The organism is Vibrio aquaticus (genome assembly GCF_003970385.1).
Classification (GTDB): Bacteria; Pseudomonadota; Gammaproteobacteria; order Enterobacterales; family Vibrionaceae; genus Vibrio; species Vibrio aquaticus.
Genome location: NZ_RXZH01000018.1, coordinates 1 through 19,115, shown reverse-complemented (window position 1 = coordinate 19,115; position 19,115 = coordinate 1). Strand labels below are relative to the sequence as shown.

The 19,115-nt window shown below is 40.8% G+C and carries 22 protein-coding genes; 2 read left to right on the top strand and 20 right to left on the bottom strand.

The features are described from left to right. Positions 1 to 229: 229 nt before the first annotated feature. Positions 230 to 643, bottom strand: a complete 414-nt coding sequence (locus EJ063_RS19595) for a hypothetical protein (protein ID WP_126575967.1) — start codon at positions 641 to 643, stop codon at positions 230 to 232. A 135-nt stretch (positions 644 to 778) separates the two neighbouring features. Next, entirely contained in the window at positions 779 to 1,480 is a 702-nt protein-coding gene (locus EJ063_RS19590) for a hypothetical protein (RefSeq protein ID WP_126575966.1), read from the bottom strand. A gap of 196 nt (positions 1,481 to 1,676) precedes the next feature. On the opposite strand from EJ063_RS19590, the gene EJ063_RS19585 reads away from it, so the two are divergent. Beyond that, on the top strand, positions 1,677 to 2,597 hold the full coding sequence (locus tag EJ063_RS19585; RefSeq protein ID WP_126575965.1) for a hypothetical protein: 921 nt from the start codon (positions 1,677 to 1,679) through the stop codon (positions 2,595 to 2,597). Between the two features lie 1,259 nt (positions 2,598 to 3,856). Here the strand turns inward: EJ063_RS19585 and EJ063_RS19570 are convergent. The 11 genes from EJ063_RS19570 to EJ063_RS19515 all read right to left on the bottom strand — a co-directional run bounded on the left by EJ063_RS19570 (position 3,857) and on the right by EJ063_RS19515 (position 11,581). Continuing rightward, entirely contained in the window at positions 3,857 to 4,303 is a 447-nt protein-coding gene (locus tag EJ063_RS19570; protein ID WP_126575964.1) for a GNAT family N-acetyltransferase, read from the bottom strand. A 165-nt stretch (positions 4,304 to 4,468) separates the two neighbouring features. After that, positions 4,469 to 4,807, bottom strand: coding sequence for a GFA family protein (locus EJ063_RS19565; RefSeq protein WP_126575963.1), 339 nt, complete (start codon positions 4,805 to 4,807; stop codon positions 4,469 to 4,471). 139 nt (positions 4,808 to 4,946) lie between these two features. Then, the gene (locus tag EJ063_RS19560; protein ID WP_126575962.1) at positions 4,947 to 5,402 is read right to left on the bottom strand and encodes a hypothetical protein; all 456 of its coding nucleotides are present in this window, start codon (positions 5,400 to 5,402) and stop codon (positions 4,947 to 4,949) included. A 246-nt stretch (positions 5,403 to 5,648) separates the two neighbouring features. Further along, complete coding sequence (locus EJ063_RS19555; protein ID WP_126575961.1) at positions 5,649 to 5,990, bottom strand: Rap1a/Tai family immunity protein; 342 nt, start codon at positions 5,988 to 5,990, stop codon at positions 5,649 to 5,651. 143 nt (positions 5,991 to 6,133) lie between these two features. Continuing rightward, positions 6,134 to 6,532 (bottom strand): FosG/FosC2-related fosfomycin resistance glutathione transferase, encoded by a 399-nt coding sequence (gene fos / locus EJ063_RS19550; RefSeq protein WP_126575960.1) that lies wholly within the window; start codon positions 6,530 to 6,532, stop codon positions 6,134 to 6,136. 141 nt (positions 6,533 to 6,673) lie between these two features. After that, positions 6,674 to 7,012, bottom strand: coding sequence for a hypothetical protein (locus EJ063_RS19545; RefSeq protein ID WP_126575959.1), 339 nt, complete (start codon positions 7,010 to 7,012; stop codon positions 6,674 to 6,676). A gap of 146 nt (positions 7,013 to 7,158) precedes the next feature. Beyond that, positions 7,159 to 7,917 carry a hypothetical protein gene (locus tag EJ063_RS19540; RefSeq protein ID WP_126575958.1) on the bottom strand — a complete coding sequence of 253 codons (759 nt, stop codon included), beginning with the start codon at positions 7,915 to 7,917 and terminating at the stop codon, positions 7,159 to 7,161. A gap of 739 nt (positions 7,918 to 8,656) precedes the next feature. After that, positions 8,657 to 9,025, bottom strand: coding sequence for a VOC family protein (locus EJ063_RS19535; protein ID WP_126575957.1), 369 nt, complete (start codon positions 9,023 to 9,025; stop codon positions 8,657 to 8,659). A 732-nt stretch (positions 9,026 to 9,757) separates the two neighbouring features. After that, entirely contained in the window at positions 9,758 to 10,171 is a 414-nt protein-coding gene (locus EJ063_RS19525) for a nucleotide triphosphate diphosphatase NUDT15 (protein ID WP_126575955.1), read from the bottom strand. A gap of 145 nt (positions 10,172 to 10,316) precedes the next feature. Beyond that, complete coding sequence (locus EJ063_RS19520; RefSeq protein WP_126575954.1) at positions 10,317 to 10,955, bottom strand: hypothetical protein; 639 nt, start codon at positions 10,953 to 10,955, stop codon at positions 10,317 to 10,319. Between the two features lie 140 nt (positions 10,956 to 11,095). Continuing rightward, the gene (locus EJ063_RS19515) at positions 11,096 to 11,581 is read right to left on the bottom strand and encodes a GNAT family N-acetyltransferase (protein ID WP_193274158.1); all 486 of its coding nucleotides are present in this window, start codon (positions 11,579 to 11,581) and stop codon (positions 11,096 to 11,098) included. 1,323 nt (positions 11,582 to 12,904) lie between these two features. Here EJ063_RS19515 and EJ063_RS21580 point away from each other — a divergent pair. Continuing rightward, positions 12,905 to 13,399 carry a CC0125/CC1285 family lipoprotein gene (locus tag EJ063_RS21580; protein WP_126575952.1) on the top strand — a complete coding sequence of 165 codons (495 nt, stop codon included), beginning with the start codon at positions 12,905 to 12,907 and terminating at the stop codon, positions 13,397 to 13,399. A 145-nt stretch (positions 13,400 to 13,544) separates the two neighbouring features. On the opposite strand, the gene EJ063_RS19500 is transcribed toward EJ063_RS21580, so the two are convergent. The 7 genes from EJ063_RS19500 to EJ063_RS19450 form a co-directional block, all read right to left on the bottom strand. Beyond that, positions 13,545 to 13,850 carry a hypothetical protein gene (locus EJ063_RS19500; RefSeq protein ID WP_126575951.1) on the bottom strand — a complete coding sequence of 102 codons (306 nt, stop codon included), beginning with the start codon at positions 13,848 to 13,850 and terminating at the stop codon, positions 13,545 to 13,547. Between the two features lie 778 nt (positions 13,851 to 14,628). Further along, positions 14,629 to 15,096, bottom strand: a complete 468-nt coding sequence (locus EJ063_RS19480; RefSeq protein WP_244225211.1) for a GIY-YIG nuclease family protein — start codon at positions 15,094 to 15,096, stop codon at positions 14,629 to 14,631. A 127-nt stretch (positions 15,097 to 15,223) separates the two neighbouring features. Then, on the bottom strand, positions 15,224 to 15,997 hold the full coding sequence (locus EJ063_RS19470; protein ID WP_158676012.1) for an aminoglycoside phosphotransferase family protein: 774 nt from the start codon (positions 15,995 to 15,997) through the stop codon (positions 15,224 to 15,226). 149 nt (positions 15,998 to 16,146) lie between these two features. Beyond that, a complete protein-coding gene (locus EJ063_RS19465) occupies positions 16,147 to 16,605 on the bottom strand; it encodes a GNAT family N-acetyltransferase (protein WP_126575948.1) in 459 nt (152 codons plus the stop codon). 143 nt (positions 16,606 to 16,748) lie between these two features. Then, a complete protein-coding gene (locus EJ063_RS19460; RefSeq protein ID WP_126575947.1) occupies positions 16,749 to 17,510 on the bottom strand; it encodes a hypothetical protein in 762 nt (253 codons plus the stop codon). A gap of 692 nt (positions 17,511 to 18,202) precedes the next feature. Continuing rightward, complete coding sequence (locus tag EJ063_RS19455) at positions 18,203 to 18,673, bottom strand: hypothetical protein (protein WP_126575946.1); 471 nt, start codon at positions 18,671 to 18,673, stop codon at positions 18,203 to 18,205. A 139-nt stretch (positions 18,674 to 18,812) separates the two neighbouring features. After that, complete coding sequence (locus EJ063_RS19450) at positions 18,813 to 19,100, bottom strand: type II toxin-antitoxin system RelE/ParE family toxin (RefSeq protein WP_015296903.1); 288 nt, start codon at positions 19,098 to 19,100, stop codon at positions 18,813 to 18,815. Between the last annotated feature and the right edge of the window lie 15 nt (positions 19,101 to 19,115).

Sequence of the window (19,115 nt, the reverse complement as noted above, 5' to 3'; positions counted from 1 at the left end):
AAAGTCTTCATAATTTTCAGCTAATACAAACGGAACAAACGCCTCTTCTCTTTCAGAGAACTCACGTACCATTTCAATATACGACTCTTGATATTCTACCCTTGGAGTTACTAACTTCATCCTGAATTCCTCTGATATGCATAACGCCGCATTAAGGTGTGAGCGACGCTTGGCTATACTTGAGCGAAGCGAAACTGCCAAGCGTTGCGAATCACTCTTAAATGCTTTGTTATGTTTCGTAGCCCAAGATTTCGATACCCCTATCAGTCCTCACTATCGGAAATTCACCAACCTTGCAAAGTTCCATCAGAAACCTCTCTAAATTCAGTTCACGGTATGTAGTAGGAGCATTTTCATAAGGCTGATATGAATAAGATTTTGGGATACATATGCGTTCAATGTGCTTGTACTCGACAGGTCCACCACAGCCTTTAACGGGGTCATCAATTGCCGAATCCCACACCTGTTGGTTACTAGGAGCATTACCAAAGAAAACTTTTTCAGTATCCGTAAAATGATACTCAATACCAGAAAAATCTGCTCCATACTCTGCCATTACAAGAAAGAACTTCTTCCATTTATGGTTGGACATTAAGCGCACTGAGTATTTCTGTCTCAGAGCTTTATCATTGTGAGCTTTCATTTGAACCTTCCAGAAACATAACGCCTAATTAAGGTGTGAAGCACGCTACCACGACACTCAATTTGACCACCGTAAACACTGAACTCAACCCAAACTAAAAATGCCAAGCGTGCTGAATCACTCTTAAATTGTTTGTTATGGCGTAGTTACAGATAGCCCTAGTTTCTCTTTAGCTAACTCAAGAAAGTCTTGACGAGATAACTCTCTGTCTTGCTTACCAAGATTCAGGTGCTTACCAGTACCTTCAAAAAGACCAAAGAAATTTGCATCTGTCATACCTGTTTCGAGAGTAAATATTGCTATTGGTTTGTTTGTTGTCTTACTTATAAGTGCTGCAACCTGTAGATAAAATAACGGGTGTTCTCCCTCACCGCCAAACTTTTTGAATAATGAAGGAACATTCTCTACCTGAATTAAGATTGTTTCATCATATTCTTGCATTACAACAGGCTGAGCGGACATGATATCTGGCATATTAGGGGTAAACTCGAACCCTTTATTTTCTGTATCATTATCTATTCCCAACCACTCATTTGCTTTCTCAGTAAACCGTTGAACCAAAGCCTGGTCCACAAGACCTTTCGACAACCAATCTTGTTGAACAAACTTCGTTTGATCTAGAATCTCTAACGCTTTATTTTTGTCTCTTTTGAGGTAACCAGATACTACGAGGTAAGACACATAGAGTGCTCCCTCATATTCGTTGTACTTTTGTTGCCAAGCAATATCCAATACATTCAAGGTTTTCATAACTCCCGCTTCCTCTAAATCAAATCCAAATGCGGGTAGTAACGCTGACACCTTGCCGTTGTATTTTTTTCTTCGATTAAAAAACATAGTTCCCTCTATAGTTCATTTTTGATTAGAGCCATAACGCCAAATTAAGTAGTGAGTAACGCTACCACCTACCTAAACCATTGTGCCGTAAACACTTAAGCCGATTCAAACTGAAAATGCCAAGCGTTGCGAATCTGCTTAAATTTATTGTTAGGTGTGGTACGCTGCGCATCTTAGAATTATTGAGAACTCTCTTATGATAGGTAAGTACTTTGTATATTTACTAAAAAGAAATGATGCCATCTGCTGCAAACTAGGTCGAACAAGAGCCCTAGCCCCTAGGATTAAAAGACTAAATAGCAAGTTTGGTCCTCTATCAATAGAGCAATCTTTAGTTTTCAGGGCAGATAACGAAAAGGAAGCTATACAGGTAGAGACCGCACTAAAAAACATCTATTTCCCTTGGAAATTCCCACTGCCTCGAATATATAACTCGACGGACGGTGAAAGTGAATGGTACGCAGACAGCTGTTATTCAAATATGAAAAAAACTTTAAGCCAAATTGCACAAATTCGGCATGGAGAGGCATATAGAATAACCACATTGTATGAACACCTTAACATTGAACTAGGTGCTAGCGGACAAGCGAAATGTGAAGAAATTAAAAATTTATTGCAACTAAAAAAATCTCAAGTAAATAGCATAACATCCGCGTTGCAAGGGGTAAGTGAATTTAAACTACTATTTGAGAAAATAATTCCACATTTTCAGGGGGTTGGAAGAACTATAAATAGTGACGGCAGCTTTGAATACAACGTATATTTCAAAGGTTCATTCAGTTGCGACATGGCACAAGAGTTTACATCTGCTTCCAGAGTTTCATTTGAAAATGATGAAGAAGAATCCTTTATACATACCAATTTATGCTTAAGTGTTGGATGTAAAGAAGGTCTTAATTATCTGCACTACTCAATACCAAGTGATAATAAACACTCAGACTTAACAAAACAGTCCCAAGAGATTGTTGAAAGATATAAATCTTTACTCGAAGATTTGACTAACCACTTTCCTATTTCAAGGTCTGACTTTGATGAAAACGAAGCTGATTTAGTTTTTGGTAAACACTTTAGTGAATTATACACAAATCTGTTTGATGTTTTTGACTGTGATGATTGACACCTAACGCCCAATTAAGTTGTGAGCGACGCTACCACCTGACTAAAACACTTCACCGTAATCACAAAACCAATTGAAACCGAAAGCGCCGAGCGTTGCGAATCAGCTTGAATTGTTTGTTAGGCAAATTTTCCTACGCACTCACCAACTTGGTTTGAAAACAGAATACCTTAAACACGATAAGCAACCAATCACCCACTGACTTTTTGTGATTCAAGAACCATTGAAGCAACTATGTTACAGCCTCATTTTCAACGTTCACGAAACACAGTCTTTCAGCGAAAAAGTAGCCTTTGAACCTGAGAAACTCAAAACTGCGAAATGACAGCTAATACGAAAGCTGCCTTGAACTAGCCCTTTCCACACCTTAAGCCAGTGAAACTCATTACCGACCAACACTGAAAACCAATGAGGCAACTCACGAATATTGGCATGTTTTACGGTTGAAGAAATTCAAGGATTTGAGCCGACAATACGGAGTTGCCGACTAAGAAAAGCAGATGGACAGAGGAAGCAGGAAGATTAGAACAAAGAACTTTTCTGCCCTTTGCCTAACGCCCAATTAACGTGTGAGCAGCGCAAACACTGAACTTGAATACTGCGCCGTAAACACTAAATTCAACCCGAAGTGAGAGCGCCAAGCGTTGCGAATCACTGTTGAATTGTTTGTTATGTTTTACCACAAGTTACTGACTTAATTGAGAAAGAACTGCCATTTCTGACCAGTTTTCTGAAGCAAGCCACAAGGCAAAAACTTACTTGGCCGCCAAAGGCGAGTAACCTTAAACGTGTAATTCCACTTCCCTGCCCAATGAGGCAACCCAACTAATGTTCAACAAGCACCCTGTCTTTCCAACAAAAGCGCAAAACAAGGCTGAATTGCCGAGGCAACTGCCAAGGCGAAATGCTGATTGGCTAAGAACCTTAAAGCGACTTTAATCCAGTTAAACAAAAAGCCAACCGCCACGACCTGACAATGAAGCAACCCGCGAACATTGGTATGTATTACGGGCTGAGAGATTCAAGAACTTAGACCGACAATGTGGATTTGCTGAGTCTACTAGGGACGAATTGCCAGAGGGACAAAGAACTAAAGCCTAAGACCTTTAAGCCTTTGAATTCCAAGTAAACATAACGCCCAATTAAGTTGTGAGCAACGCTACCACCATACTCAAACACTTCACCGTAATCACAAAACCAATTGAAACTGAAAGCGCCGAGCGTTGCGAATCAGCTTGAATTGCTTGTTAGCTGAATTGTTACCGAGGAGCCTTTACTACAAAACCCTTCTCGATACCTGACTGGAAACCTACTTTCTCGTAGAGTCTGTGAGCTGAAGTTCGAGTTTCACCAGACAAAAGCACAACTTGATAGCACCCTTTGCTCCATGCTAACTCAAGAGCCTTTTCCATAACCTTTTGACTTAAGCCCATACGACGGAAGTCTTCGCTTGTAATCACGTGTTCAATAATACCAAACGGTTTTCCAGCATTCGTTACCGTAGGCACTATTCCTAACTGACATGTCGAAGCTAGAGTGCCGTCAACTTCTGCTACTACAACCATAGTATTGGCATTGTTTTGTATCTCTTCCCACGTGGAAGCAAGTTGCTCCGCTGTCCTTTCTGGATCGTTTCCACGAAGCTCTTTGTACAGTTTTAGTACGCCAGGGAGATCATCCTGATTGGCTATACGAACAAATTCCATTTTATCTTCTTCCATATTTGCTAATTAGGGGATTCAGCTAACGCCCAATTAAGGGGTGAACAACGCCTCCACCCAACCTAAAACATTGTGCCATAAACACTAAATTTGAAGTAGAAGCAAAAATGCCGAGCGTTGTGAATCCCTCTTAAATTGCTTGTTAGGTGATTAGTACGATGCACCATTGATCTTACGAACAGGAATACTCGAAAGCACTTCATTTTCGGCCATTCTCATATTTACAGCCAAGATATCTTCGGAACATTTCTGTGTTGTTATGTAGTGCGTTAAACAACCACATGAGTTGCAACGATGAAATTCTACTTCTTTGTCACCCCAACAATAGAAAACCGTTTTATCATTCATGTTGATTTGAACTTGCTCTGGAGTAAAGTACGCCCAAGCTGGCGCATAGCGACGACAAATAGAACAATTACACTCACCCACTTCTTTAGGCAGCGAACTCAATACCAAGCTAACGTTTCCACAGTGACACTTTAATTCCATTCGATAACTCCCTGTATTCACCTAACGCCGCGTTAAGTAGTGAGCAACGCCGCCACTAAGCCTAACCATTGTGCCGTAAACACTAAAGCAGATTCAAACCGTAAGTGCCGAGCGTTGCGAATCTGTCTTAAACGCTTTGTTATAGCGCATTTTCCTGCACTTGCAGTACTGACAGTACTTTTGCCAATACACTCGGAATACCAGTACCTTTGAGGTATTCAATACTTGTTGGGCGACTGGTTGTTTCATCGAACAGTTCATGAAATGGACTTTGTTTATCAATGATGACAGAAGGCAGTTCATAGCCATCATCGTTGAACTGATCAGCTGTGATATCAATAATGTAACCTTGGCATACTAACCATGCGTGAGTCTGGTTTGAGTTATCTCCTAACCCGTGACCACAAACATAGTAACTTTCTAGCCCATGGTACTTCAATAAGTACAAGCCAAGTAAATCAGTAGCATCTCCACAGCAGCCAGCAGGAAAGCCTGATGAAAAATAAAAGCTAGTCATACTATGGAAGTCTGTTTTCTCAAATCGAGCTAGAATCTCTCGAATTTGATAGATCTTTTTTTCGATATCTTTATTCAAATGAAGCTCCAATGTTCACCTGCGCTATAACGCCCAATTAAGTTGTGAGCAACGCTGCCAAAACACTCAAACACTTCACCGTAATCACCAAACTAATTGAAACCGAAAGCGCCGAGCGTTGCGAATCAGCTTGAATTGTTTGTTAGGCTTTGGCCCAAATGCGGCTACAAAGGCTATTACTCATTGTCATTAACTTAATAACTGCATGCCTGATTCAAGAGGCACCTTAAAATGATACCAATTTACTTAATCACACGGAAAGGCTGCTTTTATAGCACTTCCTACCAATTCATCAGCAGGCTTGCTCCACAACTGAGGGTTATCTTCTATATATTTCGCGACTACAGCCATCAACTGGTGTCCTCCAAAATCACGAGGCGTACAATATTCACTATCTGTAGCATCGTAAACACCATAAACATAACCGCGAAAGTTCCAAGCTTGAGTATAGTCAGTATTCGGGTCTTCTCTTTCAGCCTTTCTGTACTCTTTTAAAGGCTCTCTCAAATCATTCCCATTATAAAAATATGCTGAAGCACTATTTGCTACAACAGCAAGTGTTAAACCTATAAATATTCTTCTAAACATCAATTACCTCCATTGAAGCCTAACGCCAAATTAAGTAGTGAGCAACGCCACCACCTGACCTAAAGCATTGTGCTGTAAACACTAAAGTTGATTCAAACCAAAAATGCCAAGCGTTGCGAATCTGCTTGAATTTATTGTTATGTTTAAAGCCAAACGAGCCCACTATACGGCTGAGTTATTAGGGATTCTAATCTGCTTTTAAGGGAGCCTGAGTGTATCTCTAGTTTGTGACCATCAGGGTCTAAGATATAAAGTGACTGCCCTTCACTCTTATTCTCTTTCCAAACTTCTACACCCAATGAAACTACACGCTTCGCAAAGGTTTCAAATTCTTTTGGTTCGATATCAAAAGCTACGTGGGTATAGTCGGTTTTGGGGCAAGGTTCATCGTGAGAAAGGCAAAACCAGAGTTCACCTACTGATAAGTAAGCCCCACTATCCCACTTAGCGTGAGCAGTGAACCCCAACGTCTCCCGATAAAACTTAAGAGAGCGCTCTAAGTCACTAACTGCAATGGTTATATGATTGAGCCCTAAAATCACTGTTTTCTCCCGTAAACATAACGCCAAATTAAGTAGTGAGCAACGCTGCCACCTACCTAAAGCATTGTGCCGTAAACACTAAAGCTGATTCAAACCAAAGGTGCCAAGCGTTGCGAATCTGCTTAAATTTATTGTTATGATTTATTTTACGGTTTTCCAATTCCTTGCGGATGTTCTCCCTGCCAATGAAGTAATAACTGAATTTCCTACCTCACCCGAAGAGTTGTGGGATTTCTTACTTTTTTTACGTTTCTTCTTTTTGGCTTTATTGATAGGTTTGTTCCGGAGCTCAAATTTCTCAACGGCTTCAGATATCGAGCAGCCAGATCTTCGGCGAATGTTCAAAATGGAGAGTTTTTGCTTCTGACCATAATTTTCTAGTAGGTAAAACTCTGGATCTTTAAAAGCAGGAACCAACTCATTAGGTTTATCCCCAGTTAAGTCGGAGGATACAAGCTTTCTTGATGTCGATTTATTCATGAAACCTCCGATAAATCATAACGCCAAATTAAGTAGTGAGTAACGCTACCACCCACCTAAACCATTGTGCCGTAAACACCGAAGCTGATTCAAAGCAAAAATGCCGAGCGTTACGAATCTGCTTAAATTTATTGTTATATGCGTGCTTAAAGTGATATCAAAAAGACGATTATACAGTACAGAAACAAGAAGGTATTAAGTAGTACTGGTGTCAATAGGTCAAAGACTTCCTTACTACCAAATACGATTTTCAAGTAAATCAGGAGAACTGCGGTTCTTAGTTGTGATTTTATTGTAGGACTTGGAATCGAGGATGAAACCATAGCTTCGTTGTCGAACTGATCCCTGAAGTAAGTTAACCCCCAATTTTTCCGGATATTTGCTTTATTGAAAGCAAGATCGTCGTTTTGATACCCCGGATTTTCTGAGCATTCGATCTTCTCGAATTGATAATCCGCTGAATATATAAAATCAAAGGCCGCCATTTTCTCCCAACCAGACCCGGCGTCGTCATAGTGTTCAATTTTAATAACTGGCGTATCACCGCTTTCGTCCATTACAACATTGTACTCAACGGTAGAATCTAAAATGTTTTGACGAATAAATGAGTCACCTATTTTTGTTGTGCTCAAAAACTTCCCCAAAGCAATGAAGTAGTAGCGCCTCATAACATGAACGTTATATAGGCAATAACGATATATTGCATATGCTACTATACCCCAGTACAAATATCCCAACCGTTCTACATGCTCAAAGTTTACAGTTGGAAACCACGGAACAGCGATTTTGGCATCAGTAAGATCTACACCAATGACAGCATGAAACAAACCAATACAAAATAAAGTAAGTAACCCTTTAGCAGAGTTGGTAAAAGTTGGTTCTGTAATTTTATCAATAGGATTCATCACGATTTCTTACGTTGAAGATTAATATTGCACTTATAGCATACATGACCGTATGAGCATATAACGCCCAATTAAGTTGTGAGCAACACTGCCACCTTACTCAAACACTGCACCGTAAACACCAAACCGATTGAAACCGAAAGCGCCGAGTGTTGCGAATCAGCTTGAATTGTTTGTTAGGCAAATTTTCTGTGTACTCACTAACTTGGTTTAAAAACAGAATACCTTAAACATGATAAGCAACCAATTACCCAATGATTTTTTGTGATTCAAGAACAACTGAAGTCGCTATGTTACAGCCTAGGTTTCAACAACCACGAAATGCGCCTTTTCAGCGACGAAGTAGCTTTTGAACCGGAAAACTAAAAGCTGCGAAATGACAGCAATAGCGAAAGCCTCGATTAACTTGCCCTTACCTCAATTTAAGCCAGTGAAACTCACCACCAACTAACACGGAAAACCAATGAGGCACCCCACGAAATTTGGCATGTTTTACGGTTGGAGAGATTAAAGAATTTAAACCGACAATGCTGAATTGCCGACTACGAAAAACGAACTGCCAGAGGGAACAAGAAGATTAGAACTAAGAACTTTTTGCCCTTTGCCTAACGCCCAATTAAGTTGTGAGCAACGCTACCACTTTACTCAAGCACTTCACCGTAATCACTAAACAAATTGAAACCGAAAGTGCCGAGCGTTGCGAATCAGCTTGAATTGCTTGTTATATGCGTATTCGAAGCTACATTGAAACTGCTTCGATTTTGTTTCCGTCTACGTCACGTACGAATGCTGCGTAGTAAGTTTCACCATACTCTGGTCTTAACCCTGGCTTACCTGCACACGAACCACCTAACTCAATGGCTGTAGCATAGAACTGGTCAACAGCTTCTTTTGAAGGCGCATTAAAAGCAATATGAGCACCATTACTTGATGTGGCTTTTCCTTCGCAGGGACTTCCGACCCAAAATTCAAAGTTTTCACCATAAGCCGCTGCGATATTTTCTATATAGTGAGCACGCTTAATAGACAACGTAGAAAGAACTGAGTCATAAAAACCAACTGCTTTTACCACATCAGAAGCGCCAACTGAGACGTGATTTAGAATCATTTTTAAGTCCTTTTATTGTTTGAAACTTGAAAGCATATAACGCCCAATTAACGTGTGAGCAGCGCAGACACTGAACTAAACCACTGCGCCGTAAACACTAAACTCAACCCAAAGTGAGAACGCCAAGCGTTGCGAATCACTGTTGAATTGTTTGTTATGTTTTACCACAAATACATGATTTACTTGAGAAAGAACTGATATTTCCAACTAGTTTTCTGAAGCAAAGCACAAGGCTGAAACCAACTTGCCCGCCAAAGGCGACCAACCAGAAACGAGCAATTCCACTTCCCTACCCAATGAGGCAACCCAACTAACTTTCAACAAGTGCCCTTTCTTTCCAACCAAAGCGCAAAACAATGTTGAGTTGCCGAGGCAACTGCCAAGCCGAAATGCTAATTGGCTAAGAATCCAAAAACGACTTAAAGCCAGTTAAACAAGAAACCAACCGCCACGACCTGATAATGAAGCAACCCACGAACATTGGCATTTTTTACGGGCTGAGTGGTTCAAGAACTTAGGCCGACAATACTGATTTGCTGAGTCTACTAAGGACGAATTGCCAGAGGGACAAACAACTAGAACCTAAGACCTTTAAGCCTTTGAATTACAAGTAAACATAACGCCCAATTAAGTTGTGAGCAACGCTGCCACCTTAACCGAACACTTCACCTTAATCACTAAACCAACTGAAACCGAAAATGCCGAGCGTTGCGAATCAGCTTGAATTGCTTGTTAGGCAATTGCCCCGAAGTCTACGGATTCCTTCAACAAGTTAGTTAGAGGTAGGAATAACGGTTCAGGAAGCTTATCGAGTTCAAACCATTGCCACTGCTTACATTTGTTCGGCTCAACAACCTGAGGCTCTCCTGTTGGACAGGATGCTACAACAAACAATGTTACGTAGTGCTTACCTTCTTTTTCAAACACGTCGTTGGTGAAAGCTAACTTCTTAAATGAGCCTACCGATAGACCTGTTTCTTCGAGAGTTTCCCGCTCGGCGCATTCTTCAATACTTTCACCCAGTTCAAGGTGTCCTCCTGGAGTAGCCCAAGTATTGGCCCCATGAGAACCAATGCGTTCTCCAAGCAAGATACGACCTTCACGCAAAATGACTGCAGCCACTCCTACTCTCACTTCCTTATTCACTATTTACTCCTTTGTGAACACTTATTTGCCTAACGCCCAATTAAGTTGTGAGCAACGCTACCACAGCACCTAAACACTTCACCGTAACCACTAAAAAAATTGAAACTGCAAGCGCCGAGCGTTGCGAATCAGCTTGAATTGTTTGTTATGCAATTTTTTCGATGAACCCTATAAAGGAACTTTCCCAAGATTGCATTCTTATTGTTTTCGGATGTGGTGCTCGGATAGTGACACTTGGCAATTCTGGGTGAGATACTCTTTTAAAATGTCTATCTGGAAGTTCAGGTATATTTTCAAACAAAGCTTCTGGGTACAACTTATGTAACCTTGAGTCATATTTATGATTTGTAAACAAAATAAGCACATCAGGCTTTAAGATTGAAACTTCAGATTTCAACAAATGATCTAACTCTTCTACCCTAACCGATACGGGTAGTTTTGGAGATCCACAAGCTTGATCATAACGATTCAAATTTGACCATGCAATTGAATAGGGTTCTAACCCCATAGTTGATTCAATCTTTCTTATCACATTCCAAAAAGGTGTACTCCGATATTTTTCACCAAAGTTGAAACTCTTATATGCTCCGGTTTGTTCAGAGATTGATGGAGACTGACACCAACCATGTGTTTCCTGACCAACTATCATTACTTTTTTTGGTTGAGTGAAATATGACTCTAAGCTCATTAAAATTGGCCCATGTACGTCAAATTCTTTGTATTTTTCCCAAAAATCTTCGAAGTCGGTTGAATAGCTCTCATATAATTTCAGCAATTCTTTCATTTACATCAATTCCTCAAATTGCATAACGCCAAATTAAGGTGTGAACAACGCTAACACCTAAGCTAATCCATTGTGTCATAAACACTAAACTGGCTTGAGGTGAAAGCGCCAAGCGTTGTGAATCACTCTTAAATTTATTGTTAGCCGTACATTGCCCAACGGAAATACGGACGCTGACCATCCATCCGTTCAACTTCTGCACCTAACTTTTTGTAAAACTCGTGTGCTTTGGTGTTGTGTGGACTAGCTGTCCAAGAAATATGAGACGTTAATGACTTTTGAGCTTCCGTTTTCAAAGCATCCATAAGTTCTGCGCCGTATCCCTTTGACCGATGATTACTAACAACTAGAAGATCATCCAGCCAAATAGACGGCTCACCGCGAAAGGATGAATAACGATAATGAAACAAGGCGAAGCCCTGAACTTCACCATCGACTTCCAATAGCAAAGCGTGGGCAAACGGATAGTCACCAAATAAGGTTCGTTCTATCTTCTCTTTCGTCGTGGAGATTTCACCGTTGAATCCTTTCATACTTCGGTCAAACTCAGCTTTGTGTCCAATGAGTTCTAGCAACTTACTGGAGTCTTCCTTGATCGCTTTCCTTACGTTCACTTTGTTCTCCATAACTCAAGTTTCCGGTTGTCGGCTAACGCCCTGTTAAGGGGTGAGCAACGCAATACCGAAGCTGCCGCAAACCACCTTAATCACTAAAATCAACGCATAGTAAAAATGCCACGCGTTACGAATCCCTCTTGAACAGTTTGTTATACGAATCATGCCTCACTTTAAATTTCAACGATCAACATCACAAAACAACAAAGATATTGACAAGCAAAAACTTACAATAGTAGAATCGACAGCGAGTAGGCTTTACTCGATTCTCGAGAACAAAGTTGAACAAGTTGTTGTTCAGCCTTGTCGTTTGGTAACTAGCGAGAATGAATGCAATCCCCCGGCTAAACGTACGGAGGTGCGTATGAAAGATAAATTAAATGCAAAACCAAAACTACTTGATAACCCTAGCTTCAGAAAATTCATCTATACAACACTGATTGCTACAACCATTATTGTTAATTTGGATTACATTCAGCCTCGTGACTCGAGTAAAGCCAATTCCTACTGCAACCATTCATTTTAGTTCATACCACATCTCAGAAAACGCCTAACACGTAAGTTCGTATAACGCCCAATTAAGTTGTGAGCAACGCTGCCAAAACACTCAAACACTTCACCGTAATCACCAAACTAATTGAAACCGAAAGCGCCGAGCGTTGCGAATCAGCTTGAATTGTTTGTTAGGCAAATTTTCTTCGCACTCACTTACTTTGTTGGAAAACAGGATACCTTAAACACGATAAGCAACCAATCACCCACTGACTTTTTGTGATTCAAGAACAACTGAAGCCGCTATGTTACAGCCTAGGTTTCAACATCCACGAAATGCGTCTTTTCAGCGACGAAGTAGCTTTTGAACCGGAAAACTAAAAGCTGCGAACTGACAGCAAAAATGAAAGCTTCGATTAACTTGTCCTTTCCACACTTTCAACCAGTGAAACTCACGACCAACCGATACTGAAAACCAATGAGGCAACCCACGAATCTTGGCATGTTTTACGGTTGGAGAGATTCTAGAATTTGAGCCGACAATACAGAATTGCCGACTAAGAAAAGCAGGTGGCCAGAGGAAGTAAGAAGATTAGAACAAAGAACTTTTCTGCCCTTTGCCTAACGCCAAATTAAGGTGTGAACAACGCTCACACCTTACCTAAAGCATTGTGCCATAAACACTAAACTGGCTTGAAGTGAAAGTGCCAAGCGTTGTGAATCACTCTTAAATTTATTGTTAGCTGATAAACTCGACTTTTCGTCAAGATAAAACTAATTAGGTATAACTTAATTCATAAACAAAGTATTTTACGCGCCCTTTGTATTACACCATATTAAATCATGAGCATAAAAAACTTACTTACCTATGTAGCTATTCTCTTATTATTGGGCGGCTGTGCAACCACATACCAGAGCCAAAGTTTCACTGGGGGTTACTCAGAAACTCAACTAGACGAAAATGTATTTGTTGTTAGCTTCGAAGGTAATGGGTACACAACAAAAAAAAGAGCGGCTGCATTCACAATGCTTCGGTCGGCAGAACTAACTGTCAATAATGGTTACGCGTTTTTTGCTGTTATTGATAGCGATAGCCACACAATCAATAGCTCTTACACAACACCGACCACAGCCCACACTACAGCCAATGTTTCAGGGTTTGGCAACTTCGCTACAGGGACAGCAACTACAACATTCTCTGGAGGCCAAACTTACGCTATTTCGAAACCAAGTAATACGAACACCATCGTAATGTTTAAAGAACGTCCAGACAATGTTTTCACATACAACGCTAAATTCGTAATGAAATCATTAAAGTCTGAATACGGCATAAAATAATTGAGCTGTAAAGCATGGACGCTATCAGCTAACGCCCAATTAAGTAGTGAACAACGCGACCACTTAACTAAAACATTGTGCCGTAAACACCAATGCCGATTCAAACCAAAATTGCCAAGCGTTGTGAATCTGCTTAAATTGTTTGTTAGCCGATCAGCTCATACGTGAACTCAAACTCGCCATCCGGCTTAGTAGACAAAAACTCAAATAGAACATTGAAATCAGCTTGATCACTTTGATGAGATTTCCAAATTGCTGATGTATCACCTAGTGTCAGGGTCATTTGATTAGCCACTAAGATGTCAACTTTATTGGATTTAGTGATGTTATGCTTTTGTTCCAGTAATTGGCCTGAAACTACTTTTAATGCTATTTGCTCTTGATTTTTGCTTTGCGAGTTGATGACATGCGAGATAACTTTAGAAGTCACTTTTAGAGTTATTTTATTCACTACTTCAAATACCTATTGTGAAAACAGCATTATATAGCATTTACAGAACTTTGTCGGCTAACGCCCAATTAACGTGTGAGCAGCGCAAGCAATGAACTTGACCACTGCGCCGTAAACACTTAACTCAACCCGAAGTGAGAGCGCCAAGCGTTGCGAATCACTGTTTAATTGTTTGTTATGTTTTACCACAAGTTACTGACTTAATTGAGAAAGAACTGCCATTTCAAGCCAGTTTTCTGAACCAAGCCACAAGGTAAGAACCGACTTGACCACCAAAGGCGGCCGACCTAAAACCAGTAAGTCCACTTCCCTGCCCAATGAGGCAACCCGACCAAACAACCACAAACACCCTGTCTTTCCAACCAAAGCGTAAAACAATGTTGAATTGCCGAGGCAACTGCCAAGCCGAAATGCTGATTGGCAAAAAGCCTAAAAGCGACTTTAAGCCAATTAAACAAGAAGCCAACCGCCACGACCTGATAATGAAGCAACCCACGAATATTGGCATGTTTTACGGCCTAAGAAGTTCAAGAACTTAGGCCGACAATACTGACTTGCTGAGTCTACTAGGAACGAATTGCCAGAAGGACAAAGAACTAGAGCCTAAGACACTTAAGCCTTTGAAATACAAGTAAACATAACGCCCTGTTAAGGGGTGAGCAACGCAATACAAAAGCCGCCGCATACCACCTTAATCACTAAATTCAACGCATAGTAAAAATGCCACGCGTTGCGAATCCCTCTTGAACAGTTTGTTAGCTGAATTGCCCAAGCGATCCTATTTATTGTTTCCGCCTTGCTTACCAAAAGCAGGCTTCAAGTCATACGACATCGCATCCTCAATGAGTTGAAGGACTTCTATTGGAGCGTCATATTCAAGAATACGAACCTCATATTTGCCATCAAACCATTGATACATGTGCAAAGAGTAAGTTTTGTTGGGGCAATTAACCAAGTGTTGCCTTAACCGTTTTCGTAAGCCAGTAGTTGAAGATCCAACATATAGAACCTGTGATGGACTATTTACTTTGCTACATGCTTTTAGCTTTTTCCATTTAAAGTCTACGAATGATTCAAACGTGCTTTCTGCACACCCACCAACTTCTTTAATGATATAGATCCCTTTATCGATATCCGGAACCTCTTCAAAGCTAGCAACCGTAAAGTCAGATTTTGGCTTCACTGTTTTAGCGGTTTCGCAATCTCTAATCAGTCTATCCAAGTATTCCATTACTATTGTTTTCATCCTATTCAGCTAACGCCATGTTAAGGGGTGAGCGGCGCAATACCGATGTTGCTGCAAACCACCTTAATCACAAAAATCAACGCATAGTGAAAATGCCACGCGTTGCGAATCCCTCTTAAACATTTTGTTAGTTGCACAATGCGCACTGAATTTTTTGCTTATTTTCAGTGATATAGTTTATGTCATTTAGATAAGCTTGAAGATGGCCTTGCTCAATATTTTCAGCAAAGGATTCGTTGCCATTTTCGGCTTCACTAAGCATGAAAGATACTAAAGCCTGCAATCGTTGAACCATTACATCGGTTAACTGCTCTCTTTCTGATTCAGTAGCACCGTAACTATCACAGAACAACTTAGCTCTAGCGACCTGCTCTGAGATTGTGCCTAACTTATCATTGCTGTCAGTTTTGAACGGAGACCAACAGTAAACTGAATATGCTAGATCCCATAGTCTTGGTGCAGGATGCGCCGTATCGAAATCAAAAACACCAACAACTGTATTTTCTATTAGCGCAACATTGTATGGAGTAAAGTCACCATGGCAAATAACCTCGAATGGCTGTCTCGGTTCTAACATCCATCGGTGTGCATTGACATCTATTTGGTCTAAGAGTGAAACTGTTGAGTCATGTACTTTTCGTAGTAATTTGCCCGCTGAAACGAGTGCTTCATTTGTAGCGATTGCGCCAACAAGCGGATAATTGTAGGTTTTCCCTGCAACAAAACTTAGGATCTCTTGGTCTTGATTTACACCAAGAAATTTTGGACTTTCAGCGATTTTTGCTCGCTCAAGATGCTTCAAAATAAGATGAATCGTAGAACTCCATGGCTGTAGAGGTCGATAGACAACTTCACCATCTCGATATATTGCAGATTCTCTTCCGCCTGATAATTCTTCCACAAGACCTCCCTGTGCAACTAACGCCAAATTAAGGTGTGAACAACGCTAACCACCCTACCTAAAGCATTGTGCCATAAACACTAAACTGGCTTGAAGTGAAAGCGCCGAGCGTTGTGAATCACTCTTAAATTTATTGTTATGTTGTAAACCTAACCTTTCCCTTTCCACTGACACTCTAAGTCTGGAAGCCCTTCTTCATTTTCACTGTTTCCAGGCCTAACAACAAAACCATGTGCACGGTAGAACCTCTGAGCTTTCTCATTTACTTCAAACGTCCGTAAAGTAAGTGAACCATTCGATTGTTCTTTGGCTTGGCTCAGTAAGTACGAGCCGATACCTTTTCCTTGGAATCTAGGTGAAACGTACAGTTGGCTTATTTCTGTTTCCGAACTGGCCATAAAGGCAACTGGATCGGAGTTATCGATACGGACAACAACTAACACTTGATAACTGCTAGGTAGGAGATGTTCGAGAAAGTAAGCTTGAGATTCAAAAGAGTGGACGGGCTCTATACCTAAAGCTTCCATCATTGATTCACGCCAAAGTGACGTCACTTCCTTGATGTGCTCCGAGGCTAAAAGCTCCATTTTGTAGATACTTAAGTCCATTTTTTCTCCTACAACATAACGCCCAATTAAGTTGTGAGCAACGCTGCCACATTGCCTAAGCACTTCACTGTAATCACCAAACCAATTGAAACCGAAAGTGCCGAGCGTTGCGAATCAGCTTGAATTGCTTGTTATGTGCGTGGTTAGCCTTTAGTAAAAGTAATGTAAGCTTGAATAAGCCCTACGAATATCAGTGCAAATGTCAGCTTAGTCATTGCTTTCGATTGACGTAGAGTCTCCTTATGCTTTCTATCCTCCTGCTCGTGTTGTGACAATGAGACCAACGCATGTCTGGATAACCGATAGACGTCATTGTCCTTTTCCAGATCGCCACTTTCTACAAGAGACTCCAAAAGTAACTCGTTGTAGTTTGTATTTCGTTTGCGGTCAGGATGATAATACCAACGCTGACTATGCAAGAGGCTTGATAGACCATAGACAGTGACGCCAAACTCTCTATCATCAATAGTTTTCTCTAGTATCAGTTCTAAAGTAGCCATTCGCTCTGAGCGAGTTAATTCCTTTCTATTGTAGAAAACTTGCGCTGCTTTATTGAACTGTATTGTAAGTTGATAATATGGGAAAACACCCTTTAAAAGGTAATCTTTTAAACTGAAATATTGAATATCATAGGTTTTGTAGAAATGAGTAATTTCAATGTTAGCTTTATCGATATCCACAAAGTCTACGTGGGATTCTTCAGTATAACCATCGTCACTCCACTGGCGACCTTTTACACCAGTACTATCAATGCTCTCGGCTAGAATATTCCAAGCGTCATCTTTCGCTCTGATGTACATGACATAGCAATCAACTTCAGCCGCTTTCTCGCCTGTGCGTGGTACTCTTTCTGGAGCAGGTTTAGATAAAACACTGCCAATAGCCCATCGATAGATTTTATTCACTTTACAGCCTCTTTATTTCGCAAAAGCACATAACGCCCAATTAAGTTGTGAGCAACGCTGCCACCTTACTAAAACACCGCACCGTAATCACCAAACAAGTTGAAACCGAAAGCGCCGAGCGTTGCGAATCAGCTTGAATTGTTTGTTAGGCAAATTTTCTACGTACTCACTAACTTTGTTTGAAAACAGAATACCTTAAACACGATAGGCAACCAATCACCCACTGACTTTTTGTGATTCAAGAACTACTAAAGCCACTATGTTACAGCCTCACTTTTACGCTCACGAAATACAGCCTTTCAGCGAGAAAGTAGCTTTTGAACCTGAGAAACTCAAAGCTGCGAAATGACAGCGAATACGAAAGCTTCTTTGAACTAGCCCTTTCCACACCTTTAGCCAGTGAAACTCACCACCGACCAACACTGAAAACCAATGAGGCAACCCACGAATTTTAACATGTTTTACGGTTGGAGAGGTTCAAGGACTTGAGCCGACAATGCTGAATTGCCGACTACGAAAAACGAACTGTCAAAGGGAACAAGAAGATTAGAACTAAGAACTTTTTTGCCCTTTGCCTAACGCCAAATTAAGTAGTGAGCAACGCTGCCACCTACCTAACGCATTGTGCCGTAAACACTAAAGCTGATTCAAACCAAAAGTGCCAAGCGTTGCGAATCTGCTTAAATTTATTGTTAGGAAAAATCACACTCGATATTGTTTTCATTCAAGAAGTTCTTCCATGACTCAACACATTCAAGCGCAAGTTCGAAACAACATTCATTGCCCCGCTCAGTAATCACTACAGCAGAGTCAATGGCCGACTTTGCGTCGTATCCTTTAGGCCCAACAGAAATTGTCTTGTGAATTTGGAAAACACCTGGGGTCTGTTCACTTCTAATCTTTCTCTCTAAACGTCGATGCTTCAAACGATTACATAGATCAGCACAGATTCGAAGTGCTGGTGTATTATCTATGTACTTTTCAACATTGCTCATGTTTGAGTATCGTTCGTCAGCTTTGATCCAATCTTTGAGGTGGTAGCAAACTTCGAAGAACGTATACAGCTCAAACTCAAGGTTGCCACCGAACTGAGGATACAATCCGTCACGAATGGCTGGTAGCTTGCGATATTGATAAATAACTCTAGCCCACTGATATTCCATACTTTTTCCTAACGCCCTGTTAAGGTGTGAGCAACGCAATACCAATGCTTCCGCATGCCACCTTAAACACTAAACGCAGCGCATAGCAAAAATGCCACGCGTTGCGAATCACTCTTAAACAGTTTGTTATAACACAGTTTTACACGTCATCTTCCGATAAAATTTGACGACAATTACGAACTGTTAGTACGCGAATTTCGTGACTTAAACTGTAGATAATACGATAGTGACCAAAGATGATTTCACGATAATTCGTATGGGGCATTTCAGGAACAAACCGCCCCATTTCAGGCATACTTCCAAGGAGTTCAGTTTTATCAAAAACTTCGTTTACCCACTTCTCTGCCGCAGGTGGATTATCCAAAGAAATAAACTCCGCTGCATCACCTAGTTTCTGAAGTGCTAATGGAGACCAGACTACTTTCATTTCTTAATGCGCCCA